The 26,720-nt window shown below is 62.8% G+C and carries 12 protein-coding genes and 1 pseudogene; 12 read left to right on the plus strand and 1 reads right to left on the minus strand.

What is annotated here, in order from left to right:
* The first annotated feature begins 58 nt into the window (after positions 1 to 58).
* Positions 59 to 12,064 (plus strand): filamentous haemagglutinin family protein, encoded by a 12,006-nt coding sequence (locus tag ACLH0J_RS15975; RefSeq protein ID WP_411388050.1) that lies wholly within the window; start codon positions 59 to 61, stop codon positions 12,062 to 12,064.
* A 173-nt stretch (positions 12,065 to 12,237) separates the two neighbouring features.
* On the opposite strand, the pseudogene ACLH0J_RS15980 reads toward ACLH0J_RS15975, so the two are convergent.
* Positions 12,238 to 12,932, minus strand: a pseudogene (locus ACLH0J_RS15980) (SDR family NAD(P)-dependent oxidoreductase).
* 113 nt (positions 12,933 to 13,045) lie between these two features.
* Between ACLH0J_RS15980 and ACLH0J_RS15985 the strand changes: the two are divergent.
* The 11 genes from ACLH0J_RS15985 to ACLH0J_RS16035 all read left to right on the plus strand — a co-directional run bounded on the left by ACLH0J_RS15985 (position 13,046) and on the right by ACLH0J_RS16035 (position 26,674).
* Positions 13,046 to 14,026, plus strand: coding sequence for an IS5 family transposase (locus tag ACLH0J_RS15985; RefSeq protein WP_198865554.1), 981 nt, complete (start codon positions 13,046 to 13,048; stop codon positions 14,024 to 14,026).
* A gap of 811 nt (positions 14,027 to 14,837) precedes the next feature.
* Entirely contained in the window at positions 14,838 to 17,423 is a 2,586-nt protein-coding gene (gene leuS, locus ACLH0J_RS15990) for a leucine--tRNA ligase (RefSeq protein ID WP_411388051.1), read from the plus strand.
* Between the two features lie 218 nt (positions 17,424 to 17,641).
* Positions 17,642 to 18,235, plus strand: a complete 594-nt coding sequence (locus tag ACLH0J_RS15995; RefSeq protein ID WP_411392838.1) for a transposase — start codon at positions 17,642 to 17,644, stop codon at positions 18,233 to 18,235.
* 59 nt (positions 18,236 to 18,294) lie between these two features.
* The gene (locus ACLH0J_RS16000; RefSeq protein WP_411388052.1) at positions 18,295 to 19,881 is read left to right on the plus strand and encodes a ShlB/FhaC/HecB family hemolysin secretion/activation protein; all 1,587 of its coding nucleotides are present in this window, start codon (positions 18,295 to 18,297) and stop codon (positions 19,879 to 19,881) included.
* Positions 19,882 to 19,905: 24 nt separating this feature from the next.
* Entirely contained in the window at positions 19,906 to 21,705 is a 1,800-nt protein-coding gene (locus tag ACLH0J_RS16005; RefSeq protein WP_411388053.1) for a DUF2341 domain-containing protein, read from the plus strand.
* A gap of 11 nt (positions 21,706 to 21,716) precedes the next feature.
* The gene (locus ACLH0J_RS16010; protein ID WP_010564254.1) at positions 21,717 to 22,142 is read left to right on the plus strand and encodes an ExbD/TolR family protein; all 426 of its coding nucleotides are present in this window, start codon (positions 21,717 to 21,719) and stop codon (positions 22,140 to 22,142) included.
* A gap of 3 nt (positions 22,143 to 22,145) precedes the next feature.
* Entirely contained in the window at positions 22,146 to 22,850 is a 705-nt protein-coding gene (locus ACLH0J_RS16015) for an energy transducer TonB (protein ID WP_411388054.1), read from the plus strand.
* Between the two features lie 43 nt (positions 22,851 to 22,893).
* Entirely contained in the window at positions 22,894 to 24,594 is a 1,701-nt protein-coding gene (locus ACLH0J_RS16020; RefSeq protein WP_411388055.1) for a putative porin, read from the plus strand.
* An 18-nt stretch (positions 24,595 to 24,612) separates the two neighbouring features.
* Positions 24,613 to 25,239 (plus strand): DNA repair protein, encoded by a 627-nt coding sequence (locus tag ACLH0J_RS16025; protein WP_411388056.1) that lies wholly within the window; start codon positions 24,613 to 24,615, stop codon positions 25,237 to 25,239.
* Positions 25,240 to 25,259: 20 nt separating this feature from the next.
* The gene (locus ACLH0J_RS16030; RefSeq protein ID WP_411388057.1) at positions 25,260 to 25,730 is read left to right on the plus strand and encodes a YbjN domain-containing protein; all 471 of its coding nucleotides are present in this window, start codon (positions 25,260 to 25,262) and stop codon (positions 25,728 to 25,730) included.
* The gene (locus ACLH0J_RS16035) at positions 25,727 to 26,674 is read left to right on the plus strand and encodes a peptidylprolyl isomerase (RefSeq protein ID WP_411388058.1); all 948 of its coding nucleotides are present in this window, start codon (positions 25,727 to 25,729) and stop codon (positions 26,672 to 26,674) included. Before ACLH0J_RS16030 ends, ACLH0J_RS16035 begins: the two co-directional genes overlap by 4 nt.
* Positions 26,675 to 26,720: the final 46 nt, after the last annotated feature.

Here is a 26,720-nt window from a genome sequence, read left to right on the forward strand (position 1 = left end):
ACCCTCATACGTGAGCCTGTCTTGCTCCCTGCGTGATAACAAAGAAGGAAGATTCCCGATGGTCCGCTGCAAATCGCCGGTTAACCTGAAAGCCCAAGAGACGATCCTGCACCTGAAACCACTGGCCCAGGCCATTGCCCTGTTGATGGTGGCGGGCAATGCCCATGCGGCCACGGCGTTCAGTTCCAGTTGGTTTGCCGAAAAGGGCGCGAGCCAGGCGGCGACGGCGGCGCGGATCAGTGCCGGGCAGGTGCCGGGCATTCCGTCGCTCAACGAGCAGGCGCGGGTCAACCAGCAGTTGGCGCGTTCCATCAGCACCTTGAACACCAGCGTCGCGGCGATTGCGGCGCAGCAGGCGGCACAAGCGGCGGGGCGCCAGGCGGCGTTCGGCCAGGTGTCGACGATCCCCGATGGTTTGGGCAAGGGCGGCCTGCAGGTCGACAACAGCCTCACCCAAGGCTGGACCAACGCCAAGGCGCCGACCCAGACCCAGGCGGGCGGCAAGACCACGGTGAGCATCGAGCAGACCGCCGACAAGGCGATCCTCAACTGGGAGACCTTCAACGTCGGGCGCAACACCACGGTGGATTTCCAGCAGCAGGCCAGTTGGGCCGTGCTTAACCGCGTCAACGACCCCGATGCGCGGCCCAGCCAGATCCAGGGCCAGATCAACGGCGCCGGCACGGTGATGATCATGAACCGCAACGGCGTGGTCTTCAGTGGCACCAGCCAGGTCAACGTGCGCAACCTCGTTGCCGCCGCCGCGAACATCACCGACGAGCAGTTCACCCAGCGCGGGATCTATGTGGACAGCACCGGTTCCCAGCCGACCTTTACCGATGCGGCAGGCAAGGTCGAGGTGCAGCGCGGTGCGCTGATCCAGACCCACGCCCCGGCCAGTTCCACGGATGCCGGCGGCTATGCCTTGCTGCTCGGTTCGGAAGTGGAAAACGCCGGCACTATCAACACTGCCAAGGGCCAGACCACCCTGGCGGCCGGCGACAGCTTCTACATTCGCAAGGGCGTCGGCACCACCGGCAACGACCGTTCCACCACGCGCGGCAATGAAGTGGCGACCGGCCTCAACACGGGCAGCAGCGCCGGCAAGGTCAGCAACAGCGGCCTGATCATGGCCTCCACCGGCGACATCACCCTGACCGGCCACCAAGTGCAGCAAAATGGCGTGGCGCTGGCCAGTACCTCGGTGGACACCCGCGGCACGATCCACTTGCTCAATTCCGCCACCGACACCACCGGCAGCGTGACGCTGGGCGAGGGCAGCACCACCGCGATCCTGCTGGACAGCAGCGGCAGTACCGCGCTCAACAGTCAGAAGAGCAACGGCCTGGTCAACCTCGATGGCACACCCGCCAACCTGGCCACCGGGCAGTTCAACAACCTCAGCACGGTGGCCGACCGCACCGACCAGTCGCGCATCGAGATCGTCAGCGGCGGCAGCGTGGATTTCCAGAAAGGCTCGATCACCCTGGCCACCGGTGGCCAGGTCGCGGTCAGCGCGGCCGGGCGCAGCCTGGTACGCGACGGGGCGATGATCGACGTGTCCGGCGCGGTTGGCGTCAAGGTGGCGATGGAAGCCAACAACATCAAGATCAACGTGCAGGGCAACGAGCAGCGCGATGCGTCGGTCAACCGCGATGACGGCAAGCTGATCAACAACGATGTGTGGGTCGACTTGCGCGAGCTGGTGTTCGTGCCCGCCGGCACCAACGGCTATGCCACGGATCGCTGGTACACCGCCGGCGGCTTGCTGGAAGTCGGCGGTTACCTCGGCACCCAAGGCCACTCGGTGGGCGAGTGGATGGCCCAGGGCGGCACCGTGACGTTTACCGGCAAGGATGTGGTGACGCAGAAGGGCGCGCAGATCAACCTGTCGGGCGGCACCGTCGACGTGCAGGGTGGTTATATCCAGCAGACCTGGCTCAAGGGCCCGGACGGGCGCCTGTATGAGCTGTCCAACGCGCCGGGCGACATCCTCTATTCCGGGCTCTACAAAGGTTATGAAGACACCAGCAAGCGCTGGGGCCAGACCGATTACTACTACAACCCGATGATCGCCAAGCAACGCCGTTACGAGAGCGGTTACACCGTGGGTCGCGATGCCGGCAAGCTGGTGGTCGGCACCACCAGCGCGGTGCTCGAAGGCCAGGTGGTCAGCGACGTGTTCCAGGGCACCCGCCAGACCCAGGCGCCGAACATCGACCTTGACGGTTACCAGCAGTCGCAGAAGGCCATGGCCCAGCGCGCGCAGTTGATCATTGGTGGGTACACGCCGGTCTACAACAAGACTACCGGCACCCTGCGTTATGCGTTGACCGGCACGACCGGCGAGGTGCTGATCGACAGCAACACCCAGAAAATCGCCGAGGGCCTGGACCTGACGACCGCGCTGCCAGCGGATCGCCAAGGCAAGATGGTGCTCGACAGCGACCAGCTCAATGGCTATCGGTTGGGTGCGATCAAGGTCGGTGCCACGCAACAGGTGACCGTCAACGGCGCGCTCAATGTCGCGGACGGCGGGAATATCACCCTGTTCGCGGCTGGGGTCACGGTCAACGCCAACTTGACAGCCCATGGCGGCAGCCTTAATGCGGGCAATATTCTCAATCAGGTCGACCCGCTCAAAGGCAGCGTCCTGGATGCGATCGTGGCCGGGAGCGGCACCGTCAACGTGGCCAGCGGCGTCAGGCTGGACACTTCCGGGCGCTGGAACAATCTGCTGCTGGACGCTGACAACACCCTCGGTGTGGCCTATGTGAACGGCGGCAAGATCTCGCTGCGCGGCACCGGCAATGTGAGCCTGGCGGCGGGCAGTGTGGTGGATGCATCCTCCGGCGGCATCCTCGGCGTGAGTGGCAGCCTCACTGGCGGCAAGGGCGGCGACGTGACCCTGGCCTCGTTCGGCGCCCTGGGGCTGGACGGCGAGATTCGCGGTTATGGCGTCAGCGGTGGCGGCACCCTGGCGTTGCAGGGGCGTAAGGTGCAGATCGGCGACAGCGCCACGGCACCGGCCGCCGACACCCTGAAACTGGCTGGCGATTTCTTCAACAAGGGTTTCTCGGCCTATGACATCACCGGCAACGAAGGGTTGTTGGTCACGGACGGCACCCAGGTGGATGTGACCACGCCGGTCTACCGCCTGGGCGAACAGACCTCGGGCCTGCCCAGTGGCAGCGACCCGGCCACGGCCCTGGAACGCTGGACGCCGGCGCTGTACCAGGAAGACCCGGTCAAAGGCGTGCTGACCCAGCGCCAAGGCGCCAGCCTGAACCTCACCGCCGGCTATCTGGATTCCACGGCGGCTGAGCTGGCCACCACGGCGCTGACCGTGGGCCAGGGTGCGGTGATCAACGTCGACCCCGGCCAGGGCATCAACCTGCGCAGCGTTGGCCAACTGACCCTGGACGGCACCCTCAACGCCTGGGGCGGTAGCGTCAGCCTGGGCGGGTTGACGGTTCAGGCTGCCGAGCAAGTGAACGCCGCCGGGCATGGCCGCTCGATCTGGGTGGGCGAGCACGCGGTGATCGACGTCGCCTCGCGCGCGGTCACGGCGGTGAGCAATCGCGGCAATGTCTACGGTCTGGTGCGCAATGGCGGCAAGATCAGCATCGGTGGCGACATCAACCTGGCCACTGGCATTGCCACGGCCAGCGACCTGTTTGTGGTGGTGCGCGACGGTGCGCGCCTGGAGGCTTCCGGTAGTCAGGCGGCGCTCGATGTTTCAGGTCAGGGCCGGGTGCAGGTGGCAAGCAATGGCGGCAACATCAGCTTTGCCTCCAACAACGGCCTTTACCTGGATGGCAGCTTCGTCGCCCGCGCCGGGGGCGCGGGAGCGGCAGGCGGCAGTTTGTCGCTGGCGCTGGAAAGCCCGTATTACGCCAAGAACGCAGTCACCGACAGGGTGCTCAACGTGCGAGAGTTGGTGCTCAGCCAAGTCCACCAGGACAGCACGTTGCCAGGCAGCGCTGATGCGGCGGCGGCCAGCCTGGAGTATGGCCATGGTCGCCTAGGGGTGGATCAGGTCAGCGCCGGTGGTTTTGACAACCTGGCGTTGCTCAGCAACGGCCTGCTGGGGTTTGACGGTGACGTGTCGTTGAGCATGGGCCAAAGCCTGCGTCTGTACAGCGGCGCCATGGGCCTCACCGAGACGGCTGCCGACAACGCGCGCGTCAACCTCTCGGCACCTTACGTATTGCTGGCAGGCATTCTTGCGCCGATTCTTGCGGACAAGGATCAGTACCTGCACCCGGTATTGGCCAGCGGCATGTCGCAACGCGCCAGCCAAGGGATATTCGAGGCCAGCGGCAACCTGATCGATGTACGCGGCAATGTGCTGTTCGGCAACACGACTGACCTGCCGCTGAGCGATGGCAGCCTGGCGAACGTCGACCGTCGCGGGTTCGATGATGTGCAATTGAGCAGCCAGGGCGACCTGCGCTTTCTGGCCGGGGCCGGCGAGGATGTGATCGCCACGGGTATCAGTACGCAACTGATGACCCGCGGCGACATGACCCTGCGCGCAGCGCAGTTGTATCCGGCAACGGACGTCGGGGCGCGGGTGCTGGCGGGCTACCTGAGCGGTGATGTCTCGAGCGGCTTCATCTACGATCCGGCGCGTACCCTGACGATCGCTCGCACCGCGAACAGTCATGCCGCCATGCCTTACTCGGCGTTCGGTCGCTTGCTATTGGGCGGCCCCACCATCAAGCAAGGTGGGGTGGTGCGCGCGCCGCTGGGGCTGATCGAAATCGGCACCCGGGGCACCAGCAAAGTCGAACTGCTGCCCGGCAGCCTCACCTCGGTGAGCGGAAAGGGCCTGGTGTTGCCTTACGGCGGGACCACGGATGGCCAGATTTATCAGTACAACGGCAAGACCGTCACCTTCCTTGGTCAGGGCGGCAAACCGAATTTGAACGGTGGGCTGAGCGTCGGCGTGATCATGGGCGGGCAGTCGGTGGCGGTGTTGCCCGACGCCACCCTGGATCTGTCCGGCGGTGGTGAGCTGCTCGGTGCCGGATTCATTTCCGGGCGCGGCGGCTCTACGGATGCGCGTTACAACCCGTTGGTGCAGTTTGGCGCCAACGGCGGGTTCGTGCTGCCGGGGCTGGCGACCAACCCGATCTATGCGATTGTGCCAGGCGTGCAACCGGGCTACGCGCCGGTGGCGCCCGAGGGCGGCGCGGTCGACCCGCTGATTGGCCAGCAGATCACGATCGGTGCCGGTGTGCCGGGGCTGGCGGCGGGTACCTATACCTTGATGCCGTCCACCTACGCCTTGATGCCGGGGGCCTTCCGCGTGGAAATCAACGGCCTGGCCGGCACCGCGAGCGAAGGTTTGCCCCAGGCGATGCGCAATGGCTCCTGGTCAACGGCGGGGCGCCTGTCCATCGCCAATACCGGTATCGCCAGCAATATCGCAAGCCAAGTGATTCTGACGCCTGCCGATACCTTGCGCCGTTACTCCCAATACAACGAAACCGGCTATGCGCAATTCGCCCTGGCCGACGCTGCCAGGCTCGGTGTGCCTCGGCCCTTGTTGCCGGTGGATGCCAAGACCTTGCAATTGTCCCTGCAATCGGGGGCGGGCGCAGAGGCGTTTTCCTTCCAGGGCATCGGACACTTTGAGGCGGCGGCGGGTGGCTTTGGCGGCACGGTGTCGGTGATGAATACAGGTTCGATTGGCCGGGATATCGAAATCGTCGGGCCCGGCAAGGACGCTACCAGTGGGTTCAGCGGCATCACCCTGGGGGCAGAAAGCCTCAATGCGTTGGGCGCTGCCCGCATGATGATCGGCGGGATGACAGTGGTCGTGTATGGCCAGGGTGGTAACTACATTGAATTGGCCGGCGGCACCACGGGGTCTCTTATCCTTCGAGACGGCGCGACCCTGGCGGCGCCGGAAGTATTTCTGGTGGCCTCGACCGGCTCCATCGTGGTGGAGCAGGGCGCTTCGATCAATACCATCGGGCGTGGCAAGGCCAGTTATGACGCTCGCGATGGCTTTGTCTATAACTTGGCCAACGTGTTGGCGGTGTCCAATGGCACGCTCAATGTGGTCGCCAAGACGCAAGCCTCGGCGGGTAAAGGTATCCAGATCGGGGTCTGCAACAGTGCGCCATGCACTGGGCAAACCGCTCTGTACTCAGAAGGCAGCATCGTCGGCTTGACCGATAGCACCCTGCAAATGAGCGACCAGGTGCGATACGGCACCCGCCACCTCAACCTGGGACTGACCAGAATCAACGTCGGTAGCCCGCAAGCGTTGGCGGATGCGGCTGCCGCCAATCGTCTGCCGGCGGGGCTGACCCTGACCCAGGACGTGCTCAACCGCCTGCTGCGCGGCGATACCGAGTTCGGCGCACCGGCCCTGGAAACCCTGCAACTGTCAGCGCGCGACAGCTTCAACTTCTACGGCACCGTGACCCTGGACACCTACGATGCGGTGACCGGCAAGTCGCTGTTGAACAACCTGATGCTGTCCACTCCCGCGATCTACGGCTCTGGTGCTGCCAACGATGTGGCCACCATCCATACCGCCAACCTGATCTGGCAGGGCGCCGAAGCATCCCCTGGCACGGTCGTGGCAGGCGGCGCGGGCACCGGTAGCGGGCGTCTGGATATCAACGCCGAGCGCATCGAGTTCGGCTATGGCGAGTTTGCCCAGGCCAGCACCACCGCGACCTTGAACCGCTTGGCCCTGGGCTTTGCCAACGTCAACCTCAACGCCAGCGACCGCATCACCGCCAACCACAAAGGCAGTCTGTCGGTGTACCAGAACCAGGGCGCCTATGACGCGCTCAAGGGCTTTGCCTACAGCGGCGGCAACCTGAATATCCTCACGCCCTTGATGACCGGCGCGGCGGGCTCGGTGAATAAAATCACTGCCGGTGGCGCGATTGATATCAGCGCTTCGGCCGGCCCGGTCGGCAAGGTGGACGGCCTGGGCGGCGAGTTGTCATTGCAGGGCGACAGTATTCGCCTGGCCAGCGCGGTGGTACTGCCCAGCGGCAAGGTGACCCTGGGCGCTCGGGGCGACGTGGTGCTGACGGACAATGCAGCGATTGATGTGTCCGGCCGGGACATTGCGTTCAATGACCTGACCCAATACAGCGCCGGCGGCGAAGTGCTGCTGGAAAGCCGTGAGGGCAATGTGCAGCAGGCGACGGGCTCGACCATCGACCTGTCGGCCAAGTACAACCAGGCGGGCAAACTGCGCGCCGTGGCGGTGGGCAGCGCGGCCGGCACTGTCGACCTGGCGGGCAAGATCCTCGCCGGCAGCAGCGGCTACTACGATGCCGGCGGCACCCTGGTGCCTTACCTGGCTGGTGCGGTGGAAGTCCAGGCCCAGCACCTGGGGGGCAACGGGACCCTGAACGAGCGGTTCGCCGCCCTCAACCAACGTCTCAACCAGGGCCAGGTTTATGGCACGCGCAGCTTCCAGCTCAAACAGGGCGACCTGGTCATCGGCGATGGCGTCAAAGCCAATACCGTGAATGTCTCGGTGGACAACGGCAGCCTGCGCGTGACGGGGTGGGTGGACGCCAGCGGCGAGCGCGTCGGCAGCATCAATCTGGCCGGCAAGAACGGCCTGACGGTGGACGGCACAGCGGTGCTCGACGCCCATGGCACGCAATTGCGCGTGGACAGCTACGGCAAGATCATTGATTCGCCGAACCGCGCCATCGTAGTCCTGGGTTCCGGTACCGGCCAACTGACCCTGGCCGATGGCATGCGCATCGACCTGCGCCATGGCACCGAAGCCGTCACCGGCAATGACGGGCGCAACCGGGGCACGTTGGAGCTGAATGCACCGCGCTTGGGTGCCGATGACATTGCGATCGACGCGAGTGGACGCTTGACGATCCAGGGCGCGCGCTCGATTGCCCTCAACGGCATGGCGACCTATGACGATGCGGATTTCGGGCCTGGCACGACTGTCAGCGGCAGGCCCTATCAAGTCATCGACAAGGCTTATCTGGATAAAAAGCATGACCTGAGCACCACGTTCATCAATGCGGCGCTGGGTAACACCAACCTGGTACAGAACAAGCTGGCCGGTCTGAACAATACGACCTACGGCGACACGTTCCACCTGCGTCCCGGCGTAGAAATCATCAGCAAAACCCCCGATGGCGACCTGGTGGTACAGGATGACCTGAACCTGTCCGGCTATCGCTACGCCAGCCTCACATCGCCGACCCATGCGGTGACCGAGGCCGGCAGCCTGACCCTGCGTGCCGGGGGCGACCTGAACATCTACGGCAGCATCAACGACGGTTTTGCAGAACCTGCGGCGACCCCGGACGACAAAGGCTGGGTGTTGCGCGCCGGCATCGACTACACCGGCGGCACGATTACGGTGCCTGGTGACGGCGTGAGCCTGGCGGATGGCACCACGTTCCCAAGCGGCGCGATCCTCAATTTCGATCTGCCGATCAAGGCCCGCAGCTTGCCTGCCGGTACGCGATTGCCGGTGGCGGTCACCCTCAATTCCTCGTTGGCACTCCCGGCCGGTACGGTACTGGCGGGTGCGGTGCGTAATGCCGCCGGTACCGTGCTGTATCCGGCCGGTACGATATTGACCGCGCGCGTGAGCTTACCGAGCGGCAGCATCCTGGATGCCGGTACGGTGCTGGTGAGCCTCACCAGTGTGAAGGTCATGATGTGGCCGGCGGGCGTGCCATTGCCTGTGACAATGACGCTCAGCGGTACCAAGCTGCTGCCCCGTGGGGCCTTGTTGCCGGTGGGCACCAACGTCAAGTTGCCGGGTGGCGTGGCGTCGGTAAACCTGCGTACGGGGGGCGAGGGCAAGCTGTGGGCAGTCGCGCCGATGCTGGCCGAGGGCTCGCAGTCCTGGTCGATGCGCCTGGTGGCCGGCGCCGATACCCAGGCGGCCGACAGCCGTCTGCTCCAGCCTCATCCACAGGCGGGTAACCTGCGTCTGGCCGATAGTCATTCTTCTGCGGGGGGCGGCAGTACGCGTTTCAGCGTGATCCGCACCGGCGCGGCAGACTTGGAACTGCTGGCCGGGGGCGACCTGAGTGTGGATTCGCTCTTCGGCGTCTATACCGCCGGCAGCTCTGCCGCGAGTCCCTCCGGCGAATGGTACCCGGAGGGCGGAGGTAATTTGCTGGTGAAGGCAGGCGGCAACCTGACGGGGAACATTACCAAGGAAGCCGGGAACGCTGCGCGCCCAGTCGAGGGTGATGTGGGCTATGACTCCGCCAACGTAGGCAGTTGGTTGTGGCGTCAAGGCAATGGCTTGTCCGGTAGCCAGGCCCAGGCGACCGCATGGTGGATCAACTTTGGTGCCTATACCCCTAACTATTCAATAAATAATGCGCCTGACCAGATGGTCGGGTTCACCGGGTTCGGCACGCTGGGCGGGGGCAACCTGAACGTCGACGTCGGAGGCGATGCCGGGATTATCAGGCCGCTGGCAGCGGGTTCCGTGCCAGTAAATGTCAACGCCCGCAGCCAAGGCCTGGTGCTGGCGGTGGGCAGCACTGGCCGGGTCGCGGCCGATGGCAGTCTGCAACTGACCGGCGGTGGCGATCTAAACGTACGGGTCGGCGGTGCGGTGAACCCTGGCAGTCAAGTTGCACTCGGTCACCTCAATGGTGCGGTGGTGGATTTGCGTGGGCATGTACAGCTCACGGGCGGCGCCCTGGGTAGCTTGACCTTGCGTTATGGCAGCCTGGCAACGGACCAGAGCCCAAGCGAAGTCCGCGCCTATGACTCAATACGCTCGACCTCCGCGGCAGCCACCGGCGGTTGGAGCCTGTTGCCGGGGGACGCGACCTTCAGCCTGGCCACCCGTGGGGACCTGGTGCTGCAGGACGTGGCCGACCCGGGGCGAGCGCCGCAGATGAATGCCTCGGCCTACGAGAAAGACGGCACGGTGGGTATCGGTCAGAGCTGGTTCAGCCTGTGGACTGATCGCACAGCCGTAGATCTGTTCTCCGCCGGCGGCAACCTGACGCCGCTGACCCAAACCACTGAGTCGGACATGGCGGCGGTGTATCCCGCGACATTGCGCGCGGTCGCCGCTGGTGGAAGCCTGTATTACGGGCGTGCTTCGAGCTTTAATACCAATGTGTTGCCACCGCTCCAGGCGATGGTGTTGGCGCCGTCAGCCAAAGGTCAATTGCAATTGCTGGCGGCGGACTCGATCTATGGCGGCGACCTGACCATCAGTCGCTCCAGTGCGGCACCGGATACCCTTGCGACGATCCTGCGCCCAGCGTTCCAAGGGTATGTCAAAGACCCCGACGGCAATTATCTGCTTGTTGGCGGTAATGCTTCCACGGATGCCGTTCGGGCCGACCTGGGGCGCGTCGCTCCTCTGTTCGCGTTCGGTCCCAATACCGCCAGCACGTTATGGGGTGACGCTTTGGAACCTGCGCGTTTCTATGCCTTGACCGGCGATCTGCTGGGTGTCAACAGCGGGCGTTCGATCACCATTACGACCTCGGACGACCCGCGTTTTGGCCAGACCTATCAGGAAGGTACAGGCGCGGTGTGGATGTTGGCCGGACGAGACATCGTCAGCAGCGGTACGCGCTTGAGTGGTGCCAGCGGCGGTGACGGCGGGACTGGCGAATACACCATCGCCGGCAATCTGTTTGTGCATAACGGCCCCACCGATATCTCTGTCGTCAGCGCCGGCCGCGACATTCTCTACAGCAGCTTCAACGTCGCCGGGCCTGGCACTCTGGAAGTGACAGCCGGCCGCAATATCGTCATGGACGACAAGGTCGCCATTACCAGCCTGGGCGCCGTGGCGGCAGGCGACAACCGCCCTGGCGCGAGTATCGTCATGCAAGCTGGCGTCGGCCCTGACGGCCCGGATTACCTGCGTTTCGTCGAGGCCTACCTGAACCCGGCCAACCTGGCGCAACCGGGTGAGTCGATCCAGGGCGGCAAAGTCGCCAAGACTTACGAAAACGAACTGGTCAGTTGGCTCGCCGAGCGCTTCGGTTTTGTCGGCGGCCCCGACCAGGCCCGCGCCTACTACGCCGCCCTGCCGGCCGAGCAGCAACGGATCTTCGCCCGCGACGTGTACTTCGCTGAACTCAAGGCCGCCGGCCGTGAGTACAACCAGGACGGCAGCGTGCGCCAGGGCAGTTACCTGCGCGGCCGTGAGGCGATTGCGGCGCTGTTCCCGAACAGGGACGTGGCCGGTAACCCGATCACCTACAAAGGCGACATCACGATGTTCGGCGGCGCGGGCGTGCACACCAACTTCGGCGGCTCGATCCAGATGCTCACCCCCGGCGGCCGCCAGACCTTCGGCATCGAAGGCGCGGCGCCCCCATCGACGGCGGGTGTGATCACCCAGGGCGCGGGAGATATCCAGCTGTACTCCCTGGGCAGCATCCTGCTCGGCCAGAGCCGCATCATGACCACCTTCGGCGGCTCGATCATGGCATGGACCAGCGAGGGCGACATCAACGCCGGGCGCGGCTCCAAGACCACCGTGGTGTACACGCCGCCCAAGCGCGTCTATGACAACTGGGGCAACGTGAGCCTGTCGCCGTCGGTGCCGAGTACCGGTGCGGGGATTGCCACACTCAACCCGATCCCGGAAGTGCCGGCGGGGGATATCGACCTGATTGCGCCGTTGGGCACCATCGATGCGGGGGAGGCGGGCATTCGTGTGTCCGGTAACGTCAACATTGCCGCCTTGCGGGTGGTGAACGCGGCGAATATCCAGACCCAGGGCAAGTCGTCCGGGGTGCCGGTGACGGCGGCGGTCAACACCGGCGCCATGAGTTCGGCCAGCGCGGCGGGGGCGGCGGCGTCCCAGGCGGCGCAAGACGCGGCGCGCAGCCAACAGGCGGCGTCCCGCCAGGGCCGGGCGTCGATCGTCACGGTGGAAGTGTTGAGCTTTGGCTCCGAGCCGGTGCAGCGCGAGCCGCAGGAACAACAGAAGACCTCCGGCTACAACCCCAACAGCCCGGTGCAGGTGTTGGGCGCAGGGCCTTTGAGCGAGCAGGCGCGGGCGCGGTTGACGGATGAAGAGCGCAAGCAAATCACGTTGTAAGGGTTTGGCAGGGACCTCTGGATGTACCGTTTGGGGCGATCAATGATCGCCCTTTTTTTCGCTGAATCCGCTCTTGTGGAGCTGGCTTGCCAGCGAAGAGGACCGAAAGCCATGCGTTGGATGAACGGACGCTTCGCTGCGGTGCGGCGATCCGACAAGCCGGCTCCGACGCTCTAAACACAGCTATACCCGCCATCAATGAGCAAATCGACACCGGTCATCCATGATGACTCATCAGATGCCAGGAGGATGGCCGCGCCTGTCATATCCGAGGTAATTCCTGCGCGTTGCATTGGAATGTCTTTTTTCTGTTCTGCCATACCTCTGGAGCGTCCCGCCGCTGGTTGGCGTTGCTGTTGGTGGCGTTCAGCCCAGGTGAAATGGTGTTGACCCTGATGCCATAGGGCGCAAGCTCCAGCGCACAGCTTCGTGTAAGTATCGACAGTGCTGCGTTGCTGGCTTGATAAGCTGACATTCGGCTGACCGCCTTGACGGCACTGACAGATGAAATGTTAATGATGATGCCGCTCTGTTTACGTGCTATGCAATCTGTTGCAAAGCGTTGAGTTGCAAAGAAGGGAAAGCTGAGGTTGGCTGCGAGGGTTTCTTCGTACTCCTCTCCGCTCACCTCCATGAACGGAGTGCGGGTTATAAATGCGGGATTATTGACAAGTATATCTATCGGTTCGATGTTCGCGCGCGCTGTCTCGAAGAGTACATCTACGGTACAGCTTGCAACATCCATAAACATGAAACTGGCCCGCTGTTCAAGACCCCCCCCCCCCCCCCGGCTAATGCAGACATCGACCCCTTGGGTAATGAACGCTTCGGCTATCGCTCTTCCAATGGCTGTCGAAGCACCTGTTATTAGCTCGCTTACCTTTCAATCTTCCTTCCATGATTGCGCCTCCGTTTAGGGAAATCCTGAAAAAGACTTCCTGATTTGGCAAAATCCCCGGACACCAATCGCCGAGCTTTTCAATGAAGCAAATGACCTTCGCCGATGCCGAGTACGCCGGTAAGCGCAAGCAGACCCGCAAGGAATTGTTCCTGATCGAGATGGATCGGGTCGTACCCTGGAAGGGTTTGATTGCCCTGATCGAACCTCATTACCCGAAGGGCGAAGGTGGTCGTCCAGCCTATCCTTTGATGGCGATGCTGCGGGTTCATCTCATGCAGAACTGGTTCGGTTACAGCGATCCTGCGATGGAGGAAGCGCTGTACGAGACGACGATCTTGCGCCAGTTTTCCGGTCTGAGCCTGGAGCGGATCCCAGATGAAACTACCATTCTCAACTTCCGTCGCCTGCTGGAAAAGCACGAGTTGGCCGCTGGTATTCTCGGCGTGATCAATGGCTATCTGGGCGACCGTGGCCTGTCACTGCGACAAGGCACCATCGTCGATGCCACGCTGATTCATGCGCCCAGTTCGACCAAGAACAAGGATGGCAAACGCGACCCTGAGATGCATCAAACCAAGAAAGGTAACCAGTATTACTTCGGTGCCAAAGCTCACATTGGTGTCGACGATGAGTCAGGGCTGGTGCACAGCGTGGTGGTCACTGCGGCCAACGTCGCGGACATAACCCAACTCGACAAACTGCTACACGGTGCTGAGAACGTGGTCTGCGCCGATGCAGGCTATACCGGTGTCGAGAAGCGCGAAGAGCATGCGGGACGCCACGTCATCTGGCAGATTGCAGCCCGGCGCAGTACCTACAAAAAACACGGTAAACGCAGCGCGCTGTACAAAGCGATGCGCAAGATCGAGAAAGCCAAGGCCCAGGTTCGCGCCAAGGTTGAGCATCCATTTCGAGTGATCAAGCGTCAGTTTGGTTATACGAAAGTGCGTTTCCGAGGCTTGGTGAAAAACACTGCTCAGATGGTGACGCTGTTCGCCCTGTCGAACCTTTGGATGGCGCGTCGATATTTGCTCTCCAGCGCAGGAGAGGTGCGTCCGTAATGAGGAAAATAGCTGCTGCGAGGAGCGTTCAGCGGAAAAAATGGATGGAATAGGCGGCAGACGTGATCGGTTTTGAACGGCCGCCGTTTTTTGAAAGCACCTATGGCTTAGCAGTCGAAAAATAGCGGCCTACTTCAGACTATCCTTAGAGGTCGGTTGTAATAAGGTGGGCGTAACGCCTCAATATAGAGTGGCGTCTAAACTTTGCTGGTGTGAAGTCCAGCAATATTAGCTTGTTTCGTTACATGATATTTCTGGTTGGCGCTGGGTGTCATTTCTCATCGGGGTCGCATGTCGTATGTGTCATCTGTTGATGCACTGTTTAAGTGGCGTCTTGGTTTTGTCGAAAATTCCTACGGAACTTTCATTCGCAAATTAACGAATTTTCTTAGTTGCCGAGAAAAAATGAATGTGCAAGCCTGCTGGGGCGGGCAGGAAGTGGTCGGTGTGTTGAGTTTCGTTGCTGTAATGGCTCTTCTTGCGTCATGAATGATGGAGGTCGTTAATGTCAGAGCAAAAAAATAAATACATTGATACTGCCAGATCCGTCGATATCGGGAATCCTTCTTGGGCACTTGCACAAGATTCAGGGCTTACCGATTTGAGTGTCGAACATACTCGGCAGGGGCGCATGCAAGATCAGAACGGGCATGAGTTCATGAATACTGTTCGGAGGCTGCTGCCAGGACGGCTGTAGCACCGCGTGTTTCATCGCCGGACAGGAGCTAACGCAAATCGACCGGCAATTTTCAAGGAGTGTGAGCCGAGCGAGTCATTTGTCCTTCAGCTCCAGCAATGTCAAGGAACCTCTATGCGACCGCAATATGATCCAGCCCGGGTAGAAAGTACGGCGCAGGCCAAATGGCTTGAAGATGATGTATTCAGGGCAGTCGAAGATGAAACCCGGCCCAAATTTTATGCCTGCTCGATGCTCCCTTATCCCTCGGGAAAGTTGCATATGGGGCACGTGCGTAACTATACGATCAACGACATGTTGGCCCGTCATATGCGCATGAAAGGATTCAACGTGCTAATGCCGATGGGTTGGGATGCTTTTGGCTTGCCGGCAGAGAACGCGGCCATGCAGTCGGATGTTTCTCCTGCCGAGTGGACACGGCTGAACATTGCGGACATGAAGGCGCAAATGCAGCCGCTGGGACTGGCCTTCGACTGGCCGCGCGAGATCGCCACCTGCGACCCGCAGTATTACAAATGGAGTCAGTGGTTCTTCCTCAAATTGCTGGAAAAGGGCGTGGCCTACAGGAAAACCCAGATAGTCAATTGGGATCCTGTCGATCAGACGGTGCTGGCCAATGAGCAGGTGATCGACGGTCGGGGCTGGCGCTCGGGGGCGTTGGTCGAGCAGCGGGAAATTCCCGGGTACTACCTGCGTATCACGCAATATGCCGAAGAGTTGCTCTCAGACATCGACACTCTGGATGGCTGGCCCGACAGGGTGCGCACCATGCAGCACAACTGGATCGGCAAGGCCAGCGGTGTTCGTCTGGCATTTGCCCACCAGGTCCGGGATGCGTCGGAGCAACTGATCGATGCTGGCAAGTTGTGGGTGTTCACAAGCCGCGTGGATACGCTCATGGGGGTGACCTTCTGTGCCATTTCACCCGGGCATGCACTGGCCAGGCGTGCTCTGGAACTCGATCCGCGCCTGGAATCTCAGGTGCGGGCGTGTCGTCAAGCGGCAGATGCCGATCCGGGCTCCAGCGCCCAGGTCAAGATTGGCGTTCCCAGCGGTTTGCACGTCGAGCACCCGTTGACCGGTGAGCCTGTCGCCCTGTGGATTACCAGCTATGTGCTCAGCGAATATGGGGAAGGCGCCTTGATGGCTGTGCCTGCCCACGATGAGCGTGACTTCGACTTTGCCAATCAATACGGGTTGTCTGTTCGTCAGGTCATTGCTTGCGACGATCAGGTCTATGACTTTCAGGACTGGTCGGACAGCCATGCCAGCCGGGACGGCCATCTCATCAACTCCGGCGCCTACGATGGGTTGACAGTCACACAGGCCACTCAGGCCATCATCGCGGCGTTGGTTGAGCGTGGGATGGGTGAGGAATCCACCACCTGGCGCCTGCGCGATTGGGGGATTTCACGGCAACGTTACTGGGGGACCCCAATCCCCATCATCCGTTGTGAACAGTGTGGCGACGTTCCGGTCCCTTATTCGGATCTGCCTGTGGTGTTGCCGACCGATTGCGTTCCCGACGGCCGCGCAAATCCGTTGCTGGCGCATGCCGGGTTTCGCCAGGTGGCTTGCCCTCGCTGCGCGGCTCCGGCGCTACGGGAAACCGACACCCTGGATACCTTCGTCGACTCAAGCTGGTATTTCATGCGCTATTGCGATCCCGACAGTGATACTGAGATGGTCGGGCCCGGCAGTCGATACTGGATGGCCATCGATCAATACATCGGCGGTATCGAGCACGCGGTGCTGCATTTGCTGTACGCCAGGTTCTGGACCCGGGCGATGCGCGATGAGGGGCTGGTGGCGTTCAGCGAGCCGTTCAAGAACCTGTTCACCCAAGGCATGCTGTTGCGTGAAAGTTATTACCGCACAGCGGACGATGGCAGCCGGCAATGGTTTTATCCGGCGCAGGTGACGGTCGAGTACGATGAAAAAAGTCGCCCGGTGAAGGCTACGGCGCTTGAGGACGGTTTGCCCGTCATCATTGGCGGCGTGGAAAAAATGTCCAAGTCGAAGAACAACGTTGTCGAGCCGAAGGACATCATCAGCAGGTTCGGCGCCGACACTGCCCGTTTGTTTACCATTTTCGCGGGCCCTCCCGACCAGGACACGATCTGGAGCGACAGCGGGGTTGAGGGGGCTTATCGCTTCCTGCGTCGGCTATGGACGTTTGCCTATGAAGGTCAGGCGAGGGTGGGCGATTGGGTTGAGGACGTTGGCGAATCCAGGCGTGTGCGCTTTGAGATGCATCGCTTGCTACGGCAGGTCAACAGCGATTACGAACGGATGCAATACAACACCGTAGTGTCGGGTGCGATGAAGATGCTCAAGGTGTTGGAGGGGGGCAGGGCTGCCGGCCTCAAGGTGACCCGCGAGGGGATGGCGATCCTGCTGCGGGTCCTGAATCCCGTGACGCCGCACATCACCCAGGTACTCTGGGCGGAGCTGGGTTTCCCGGGCGACATATATGACAGTTCATGGCCTGCGCCGGACGACGAAGCCTTGAAGCAGGACGAAGTGAAAATGATGGTGCAAGTCAACGGCAAATTGCGTGGGGACATCCTGATCCAGGCTGATGCGGATCACGATGCGATACGGATCCGGGCCTTGGCTGATCCAGTGTTGCGCAGCTATCTGGAAGGCGCGAGAAGGATGATTGTGGTGCCCAACCGACTGGTTAACTTCGTTATCTGATTCTCGATCGCTGACTCCGCTAGCCCCCACCTATGCGCTGATGAGTTGTGGTCATGCCACCCAAAAATTGCCCCCCACTCAATCCCAAATGAAGCTTTCATGACAAAAGTTCGGTAGCTCCCACCCACGCCTGTCTTGCCTATGTAACGCGCTGGAGACAATCACACGTTGTCTCCCGAGCCGTCAGCAGGACGCCAGGAGTGGGGCACATGGGAACTATGGAACGTTACTCGAAAGTCGGCATGCAGGAGCTCGATCAGCGCCTGTCGAAGATCGTCGAAGCCGCGCGCAAGAAGCCGGTTTCGGTGTACCGCTACGGCGCGCCCTGGGTGTGGATCGTCTCCCAGGACGATTGGCAGGGCGCCTTGAAGGAAGTCTCCAGCTACATCCCGGCGGGCCATTCGCTGGTGCTGTTGCGCCCGCAGATCGACGAGGTGTTCGACCGGCACCACGACCTGTTGCAGCCGGCGCCGGGGATGCTGATCGCACCGCGCACCGTGGTGCAGATCCTGTTGTTGCAACTGCTGTACGCCGTACCCAGCGAACAGCAATTGCACGAACAGCTCAGTTACAACCTGCTGTTCCGCTGGTTCGTCGGCCTCGACCTGCACCAGAAGGTGTGGGGCATCCAGGCCCTGCAGCGCGACATCGCCACCCTGCTGGACAACCCACGGGCGGTGCAGTTGATCCAGACCATCGTCGGCGAAGTGTTTTGCGCAGCCTTGCTGCACATGCCGGAGTTCTCCCTGAACTTCGCGTTGCTGCACACCTGGCTGGCCCGGCACAGCCAAGTGTCGACCACTCGCAATTGAGCAGGCCAAACGCCGTGCATGCGGCGACGGCGCAATATTTCAGAAAGTTAGGGGGCTGTGTGGAGCATCTGTTCAAGTCAACGCTGGCGCTGTGTTGCCTGGCGCTGGGCACTTTGGTGCAGCCGGCGCTGGCCGAGGAGGGCGATGCCCCAGCGCGCCGGGTGGACGTCAATGAGTATTTCGTGCGCGGCAATACCGTGCTCGATGCGGCGACGATCGAAGAAGCGGTGTACCCGTTTCTCGGTCCGCAAAAGACCCTGGGCGATATCGAAGGCGCCCGCGATGCGCTGCAGAAGATCTACCAGGCGCGCGGCTACCAGTCGGTGTTCGTGGAGCTGCCGGAGCAGAAGGTCGATGACGGTATCGTCTATCTGCATGTCAGCGAAACCAAGGTCGGCCGTGTGCGTGTGGTCGGCGCCAAGCACTATTCGCCGGTGGAGATCCGCGAGCAGGTGCCGGGCCTGGAGGAGGGCGCAGTGCCGGATTTCGCCGCAGTGCAAACCCAACTGACCGGGCTCAACCGCAGTGCCGGTCGGCAGGTCACGCCACTGGTGCGCGAGGGCCAGCGGCCGGGCACCATGGATGTGGATTTGCAGGTCGAGGACCAGAACCCCTGGCACGCCAGCCTCGGTCTGAACAACGACTACAGCGCCGACACCAAGGAACTGCGTTCGGTCGCCACCCTGGGCTACGACAACCTGTGGCAACTGGGCCACAGCATTTCCTTGACCTACTTCACCGCGCCCGAAGACACCGACAATGCCAAGGTCTGGTCGGGTGCCTATAGCGCCCCGCTGAATGAACGCTGGACCTTGCAGTTCTCCGGCTACCAGTCCGACAGCAACATCGCCACCATCGGCGGCAGCAACGTATTGGGCAAGGGTCACTCCTACGGTGTGTCGGCGATCTACAACTTGCCGGTGGCGGGCAACTGGGCCCATTCGTTGTCGTTCGGGGTCGACTTCAAGGACTTCGACGAGCAGATGAAGTTCGGTTCCAGCAGCGACCAGGTGCCGCTCAAGTACGCGCCGTTCACCCTGGGCTACAACGGCTATCGCTACAGCGAAAAATCCCAACTGGGCCTGGGCTTGAACCTGGTCATCGGCACCCGCGCTTTCTTTGGCTATGGCAGCGACGCCGAAGAATTCGACTACAAGCGCTACAAGGCCAGTGCCAGTTTCGCCGTGCTCAAGGGCGACCTGAATTACACCTACACCTTCGCCAACGATTGGCAATCGGCGTCCAAGGCCGGCTTCCAACTGGCCTCGGGGCCCTTGGTTTCCAACGAGCAGTATTCGGCCGGCGGCGCCACGTCGGTGCGCGGCTACCTGGCGGCCGAGCGCACCGGGGACGACGGTTACCTGCTGTCCCAGGAGTTGCGCACCCCATCCCTGGCCAAGTTCCTCGGCAGTTATGTGCAGGAGTGGCGCTTCTATGCGTTCGCCGAAGGGGCGCGCATGCGTCTGCACGACCCGCTGCCCGAGCAAGAAGACGAATACAGCCTGGCCAGTGTCGGCCTGGGCACCCGCGCCAGTTTGAGCAAATGGTTGTCCGGCAGCCTGGATTGGGGCTACCCGCTGCTCGATGGACCGAACACCCAGAAACAGGACTCGCGACTGCACTTCAGTGTGCAGGCGACTTTCTGACCTTTTTTCCCGGAGATTCTTCCCATGCAACGCCTATTCCTGAGCCTGTTGATCTGCCTGGGCTTCGCGCTCCCGGCCACCGCCCATGCCTGGTGGCAGGACGACTGGCATTACCGCAAACAGATTTCGGTGGACACCACCGCCCAGGGCGCCGCGATCAACCAGGCCCTGGGCCGCACCGCGCTGCTGGTGCGCCTGCACACCGGCAACTTCACCTTTGATGGGGTCAAGGATGACGGCAGCGACCTGCGCTTTGTCAGTGCCGATGACAAGACCGTGTTCAATCACCAGATCGAAAGCTTCGACCCACTGATGGGCATGGCGCTGATCTGGGTCGATGTGCCCAAGGTCGAAGGCGGCCAGCGCCAGGACCTGTGGATGTACTACGGCAACCAGAAGGCCGCGGCCACGGCGAACGGCCAGTTGACCTTCGACCCGAACTACACCGCGCTCTATCACTTTGACGGGGCCAATGGCACACCGGCCCGCGACACCACGGCCTACGCCAACACCGCGTTGAACGCCACCGGTGCGAGTATCGACGGCGTGATCGGCCGCGCCTTGCAGTTCGGCGGCCAACCGCTGATGTTGCCGGCCAGCCCGTCGCTGCAACAGGCCGCCGGCGGTGCGTTCACCTTCAGTGCCTGGCTGCGCCTGGACCAGGCCAGCGGCGAGCAAATCGTCCTGGCCCGGCGCGACGGCCCCCACAGCCTGCTGCTGGGCTTGAACCAGGGCATGCCGTTCGTGGAGATCGACGGCCAGCGCGCCGTCTCGACCCAGCCGCTGAACCCCGGCCAATGGCAGCACCTGGCATTCAGCGCCGAGGGCGAAAAAGTCACGCTGTATGTGAGTGGCCGCGAAACCGCCACCCTCGCCGTCGCGTTGCCGGCCTTCAATACCCAACTCGCCATCGGTGCCGACCTGCCGGATGCGGGCAGCACGCATCAGCCCTACGCCGGGGCCATGGATGAGCTGCGCCTGTCCAAAGTGGCGCGCCCGGCCGCGCTGTTGCTCGCCGACGCGAGTGCCCAGGGCGCCGAATCGAAACTGGTGGCGTACGGGGTGGATGAAGAACAGTCGGGCATGGGCTTCGGTAGCCTGGGCTTTCTACTCAACGCCGTGCCGGTGGACGCCTGGGTGATCATCCTGGTGCTGGTGGCGATGATGTTCCAGTCGTGGTTCATCATGCTGCGCAAGAACCGTCAGGTCAGCCGCGTGAGCAGTGCCAACGAGATCTTCCGCGAGCACTTCGCCCAGATCGGTACCCGCCTGGAGATGTATGCCGACGACGCGCAACTGGCTGAGCGCCTGACCCATTCTTCGCTGTGGCGCCTGTACAGCGTGGCGGTCAAGGAGATCCGCACCCGCCGCGCCCAGGGCGCCGACACCTCGTCGGTCTCGGCGGCCACCATCGAAGCGATCCGCTGCTCCATGGACGGCGTGCGCACCCGCGAGAACCAGCAGCTCAGTTCCAAACTCTCGACGCTGTCCAACGCCATCGCCGGCGGCCCCTACATCGGCCTGCTCGGGACGGTGCTGGGGATCATGGTGGTGTTCCTCGGCACGGCCATGGCCGGTGACGTCAACATCAACGCCATCGCCCCCGGCATGGCAGCGGCCTTGCTGGCCACGGCCATGGGCCTGTTCGTCGCGATCCCGGCGCTGTTCGGCTACAACCGCCTGATCACGCGCAACAAGGAAGTCAGCGCCGACATGCGCGTGTTCGTCGACGAGTTCATCACCCGCCTGGCGGAGATGCACGGCGAGGGCCAGTCCAGTGACGCGGCGCTGCGTCGCGACCATCACGCGTCTGTGCCGGCCTGAGGAGAATCGCCATGGCTTCCGTAAATGCCTCCCACGACGATGACGATGATGCCGCCGTCGACAGCATCAATATCACCCCCCTGGTGGACGTGCTGATGGTGGTGCTGGTGATGTTTATCCTCACCGCCACTGCCCAGGTGTCGGGCATCCAGATCCACTTGCCCAAGGCCAGCGCCTCGGTGTCGCTGTCGCAGGCCAAGACCAAGGCCATCTCCGTGAATGACGGCGGCCAGGTGTTCCTCGACGCTTATCCGGTGACCCTTGGCGAGCTGGAAGAGCGCCTGCGCATCGAGAAAGCGCTGAACCCGGACTTCCCGGTAATCGTGCGCGGCGACGCCATGGTGCAGTACCAGAAGGTGATCGAGGTCCTCGACCTGTTGCGCCGGCTGGAGCTGTCCCAGGTCGGGCTGGTCACCGGCAAACCGAGCCAGGGTTGAGCCATGACCGCACAGATCCCGATGCCGCCGTTGCCTGTGAAGAACAAAGCGCCGTTGCGTCCGCTGAAGTGGGGCGCCGGCCTGCTGCTGGGCGCCGTGGCGGCCTGGTTGCTCTGGCAATGGGCCAATGACATGAGTGGCGTACGCCGCGAAGCGCCGAAAGTGCCGACGATTATCCCGTTGCCGCCACCGCCGCCACCGCCGCCGGAAAAACCCAAGGAGCCCGAGCCCCAGGTCGAGGAAAAAGTCCCGGAGCCGGTGCCCACGCCCGAGCCTGAAGAGGTCAAGCCGGCCGAAGAAGCACCGCCTTCGCCGGCCGACGACCTGGCCAACCCGATGCAGATCGACGGCGATGCCCAGTCCGGTAACGACGGTTTCAACATCGGCGCGGGCAAGGGCGGCGGCATGGCCGGTTCCGGTGGCGGCGGCCTCGGCGCCGGTACTTACAAGCAGTACCTGGCCGGCGTGTTTCAGCGCCTGCTGCGGGACGACCCGGAGTTGCGCAAGAAGGCGTACGCGGTCCAGGCCGATGTGTGGTTGAGCGCCGAAGGCCAGATCACGCGTGTGGAGTTGGCCAAGTCCAGCGGCGACGCCGAGACCGACGCCCAGGTGCTGGCGGCCTTGCGCATGCCCCACGCCACGCAACGCGTCCCGGCCTCGGTGACCCTGCCGGTACGCCTGTCGCTCAAGGGCCGACGCCCGGAATGAACCCACCTAATTTTTCGCAGTTTTTTACAGGAGTTGCGTACACATGATTTCCCCCGTGAATCGACTGACCCTGGCGGTCGGCATGGTCATCGCGACCCTGGTCGGCCAGGCGACGGCAGCCCCGGTCGCCCCCTCGGAAAACGTCACCATCAACCTGATCCGCCTGTTGGTGCAGCAAGGTGTGCTGACCCAGGACACCGCCAATGGGCTGATCGCCCAGGCGGAGAAAGAAGCCCAGCAGGCGCGTCAGGCCAACGCCGCGCCGGCGGTCGCCGCTGGCCCGACCGCAGCGCCGGGCGACGTGCGCGTGCAGTACGTGCCGCAAGCGGTGCGCGACCAGATTCGCGACCAGGTGAAGGCCGAGGTGATGTCCACCGCCAAGAAGGAAAACTGGGCGCAGCCCAATACCTTCCCTGACTGGATCTCGCGCATCAGCTTCGATGGCGATATGCGCTTGCGTGACGAGTCGCGCTACTTTTCGGGCAACAACAGCAACAACATCACGGACTTTGCCAAGGTCAATAGCACCGGCCCGTACGACGTCAACAAAAACTCCAACAGCCAGTTCCCGCCCTTGCTCAATACCCGTGAGGACCGCGAAAACCTATTCCGCGTGCGGGCGCGCCTGGGCATGAAAGCGGTGATCTCGCCGGAATGGACCGCTGGCGTTCGCATCGCCACCGGCTCCGACAACAACCCGGTGTCCACCACCCAGACCCTGGGCGGCGGCTTCGGCAAAAAGGACATCTGGCTGGACCAGGGTTACCTGAGCTGGAAAACCACCGACTACCTGACGTTGACCGGCGGACGCATGGGCAACCCGTTCTATTCCACCGACATGATGTATGCCAAAGAACTCAACTTCGACGGCGTGGCCGCGGTCTTCAACCACCGCCTCAACAACGAGTGGGGCCTGTTCGGTACCCTCGGCGCCTTCCCGATCGAGTACACCTCCGACACCGCCAGCACCAATGGCATCGACAAGGAAGACAGCAACACCAAATGGCTGTTTGGCGGGCAGGTGGGGGCTGACTGGACTATCAATCGCAGCAACCGCGTCAAAGTCGCCGGCGCCTACTACCAGTTCAAGGACATCGAAGGCGAGCGTTCCAGCCCTTGCTCGCCGTGGAAGGGCGATGCAGGTTGCGACACCGATGGCACGCGCGTGGCCTTCATGCAAAAAGGCAACACCGTGTTCAACCTGCGCAACAACACCACCAACCCGACCGATCCTGCCAAGACACCCGACCCGCAGTTCGTGGGCCTGGCGTCCAAGTTCGATGTGCTGGACCTCAATCTGGTCTGGGACACCGAACTGCCAAGCGACCTCAAGCTGCGCAGCCACGCCAACTTCATCCGCAACCTGGCCTACGACAAGGGCGAGATGCTCCGGCGCAGCGAAGGCGAGATCGTCACCAACATCAACAGCCAGGGCGAGTTTGAAAGTGGCGGCAACGCGATGATGGTGTCGTTCACCCTCGGTAGCGCGCTGGAGATGCACAAGCGCGGCGACTGGAACGTATTGGCCGGCTACAAGTACATCCAGCCCGATGCCTTGCCCGACGGCTTCAACGACTCCTCGTATCACCTGGGCGGCACCAACGCCAAGGGCTACTTCATTGGCGCCAACTACGGCATCGACAAGAACATCTACGCCAGTGCGCGTTGGTTGAGCGCGTCCGAAGTGTATGGCCAGCCGTTCGAAGTCGATGTGATGCAACTGGAACTCAACACGCGCTTTTGATGCGCAGGGGGATGCCACATGAACACGCGAATCTGCGGGCTGTTACTGCTGCTGGTAGCCACCGGCGCGTCGGCCGAAGGCATGGAGGAGCGCCTGCGCACGCAACTGCGCAGCACTACCCAGCAATTGCAGGCCCTGCAAAGCGAACAGGCCCAGGCCAGCGCTGCACGCCTGGCCGCCGAAAACCAGGCCAAGCAGGCCCAGGCCCAGATCAAACAGTTGAGCGCCGAACTGGAAAAAGCCCGGGGCACCGCCGAGCAACTGGCCGGCCAGCAACAGAGCCTGCACAGCCAGGCGCAAGCTCAGGTGGCGGCGAGCAACGAGCAGACCGGCAAGTTCAAGAAGGCCTATGAGGAATTGCTGGTGCTGGCCAAGGCCAAGGAGGCCGAGCGCGCCCGTTTGCAGGCGCAACTGGCCGAACGTGACACACAAGTGCAGCAATGTTCAGCCAAGAATCAACAGATGTACGGCGTGGCCCAGCAGTTGCTCGCAGCCTACGAAAAGATCGACGTGGCCGAGGTGATGAGTATTCGCCAGCCCTTCGCCAGCAGTGCGCGGGTCAAGTTCGAGGAACTGGCCCAAGGCTTTGGCGACGATTTGTACAAGACCCGTTTCGATGCGCCCCAGGCGGGCGCCAACCATTGATCGACAAGGAAGCACAGACCATGAACGAATTGATCACCCGTGTGACCGTCCAGAGCCTCACCGACTTGCTGCAGGACGCCGGCTATCGGGTCAACCCGAGCGAACAGAACGGCATCGTGCAATTGCTCAGCGCCAGCCAGGGCATTGGTTTTGCCGTGCGTTTCGGTAATCCGTCGCCCGAGCAGGACAGCTATGTGGATTTCACCTATAGCTGCGCCTTACGGGTCCAGGGCGAATTGCCCGAAGGCTTGACCCAGGTGTGGAATGCGTCGCGCCGCTTTGCGCGGTTGTCGCAGCAGGGCGAATTCTTGCTGATGGAAATGGACGTGGTGGTGGCCGGTGTCGGCGCCCCGCACCTGCGCAGCCAGTTGGAACTGTGGGACCGTTTGCTGCAGGAATTCATCGTCTACCTGCGGGAGTTCAGCCAGCAGGCCGCGCAATTGCAGGCCCAGGCCGCCGCTCCGGTTGACGAAGAGGCGCCTGTCCTGTGAAGAAGCCAACCCTGATGCTCGGCGCGGGTGCGCTGGCCGTGCTGGTCATGGCCGTGGTGCTGAGCCTGCGCCCCGGCAGCGACCCGGTCGCGGCCCAGCAACCGACGCCGGTGCCGACACCTGCAACGGCATCCTCCGGCCCGGCGGTGGCGCGCCTGGGCAATCAGCAGATCGACCTGGCGGAGCTGAAAAGCGTGCTGGCCAGCCTGCCGGCCGAATCCCGCGAACAACTGCGCGCCAACCGTGGCGCCCTGGAAACCTGGCTGCGCTCGCGCCTGGCGCAAAAGGCCGTGCTCGAACAGGCCGACGCCCAGGGCTGGCGGCAGCGCCCGGAGGTGGAGCAACAGACCCGCGCCGCCACCGAGCAGATCGTGTTTCGCGACTACATGCTATCGGTCAGCCAGGTGCCGGCCGATTACCCCAGCGCCGCCGAACTGCAACAGGCCTACGACAGCGGCAAGGCGCAATGGGTGACGCCGCCGTTGTACCGGGTCAGCCAGATTTTCCTCGCGGCCAATGACCCGCAGAACCTCGACACGGTGCGTCGCCAGGCCCAGGAACTGAGTCGTCGCGCCCAGGCCGCGCCGGGCGATTTCGCCGCGTTGGCCACGCAGTTTTCCCAGGACCCGGACACCGCCGCCCGCGGTGGCGATTCGGGGCTGCAGCCGTTGCAGCAACTGGTGCCGGAGGTGCGTGGCGCGGTGTCGCGGCTCAAGGTCGGCGCGGTCTCGGACGCGGTGCAAAGCGCGGCGGGGTTCCATGTGCTCAAGCTCACCGCCCAGCAACCGGCGCGCACCGCCAGCCTCGACGAACTGCGCGAACGCTTGACCCAGGCCCTGCGCGCCCAACGTCAGGAGCAGATCGCCAAGGCCTATCTGGAAGGCATGCTCAACACCGCGACCTTGAGCATCGACGGCGCCGAGTTGAACAAAGTGCTGGAGTGATACGCGCCGACCCGCAGGGGATGCACAGACCGATAAGACAGGGAGT

Origin of the sequence: Pseudomonas sp. MPB23 (assembly GCF_046605395.1) — a bacterium.
In the GTDB taxonomy this organism is placed as follows: Bacteria; Pseudomonadota; Gammaproteobacteria; order Pseudomonadales; family Pseudomonadaceae; genus Aquipseudomonas.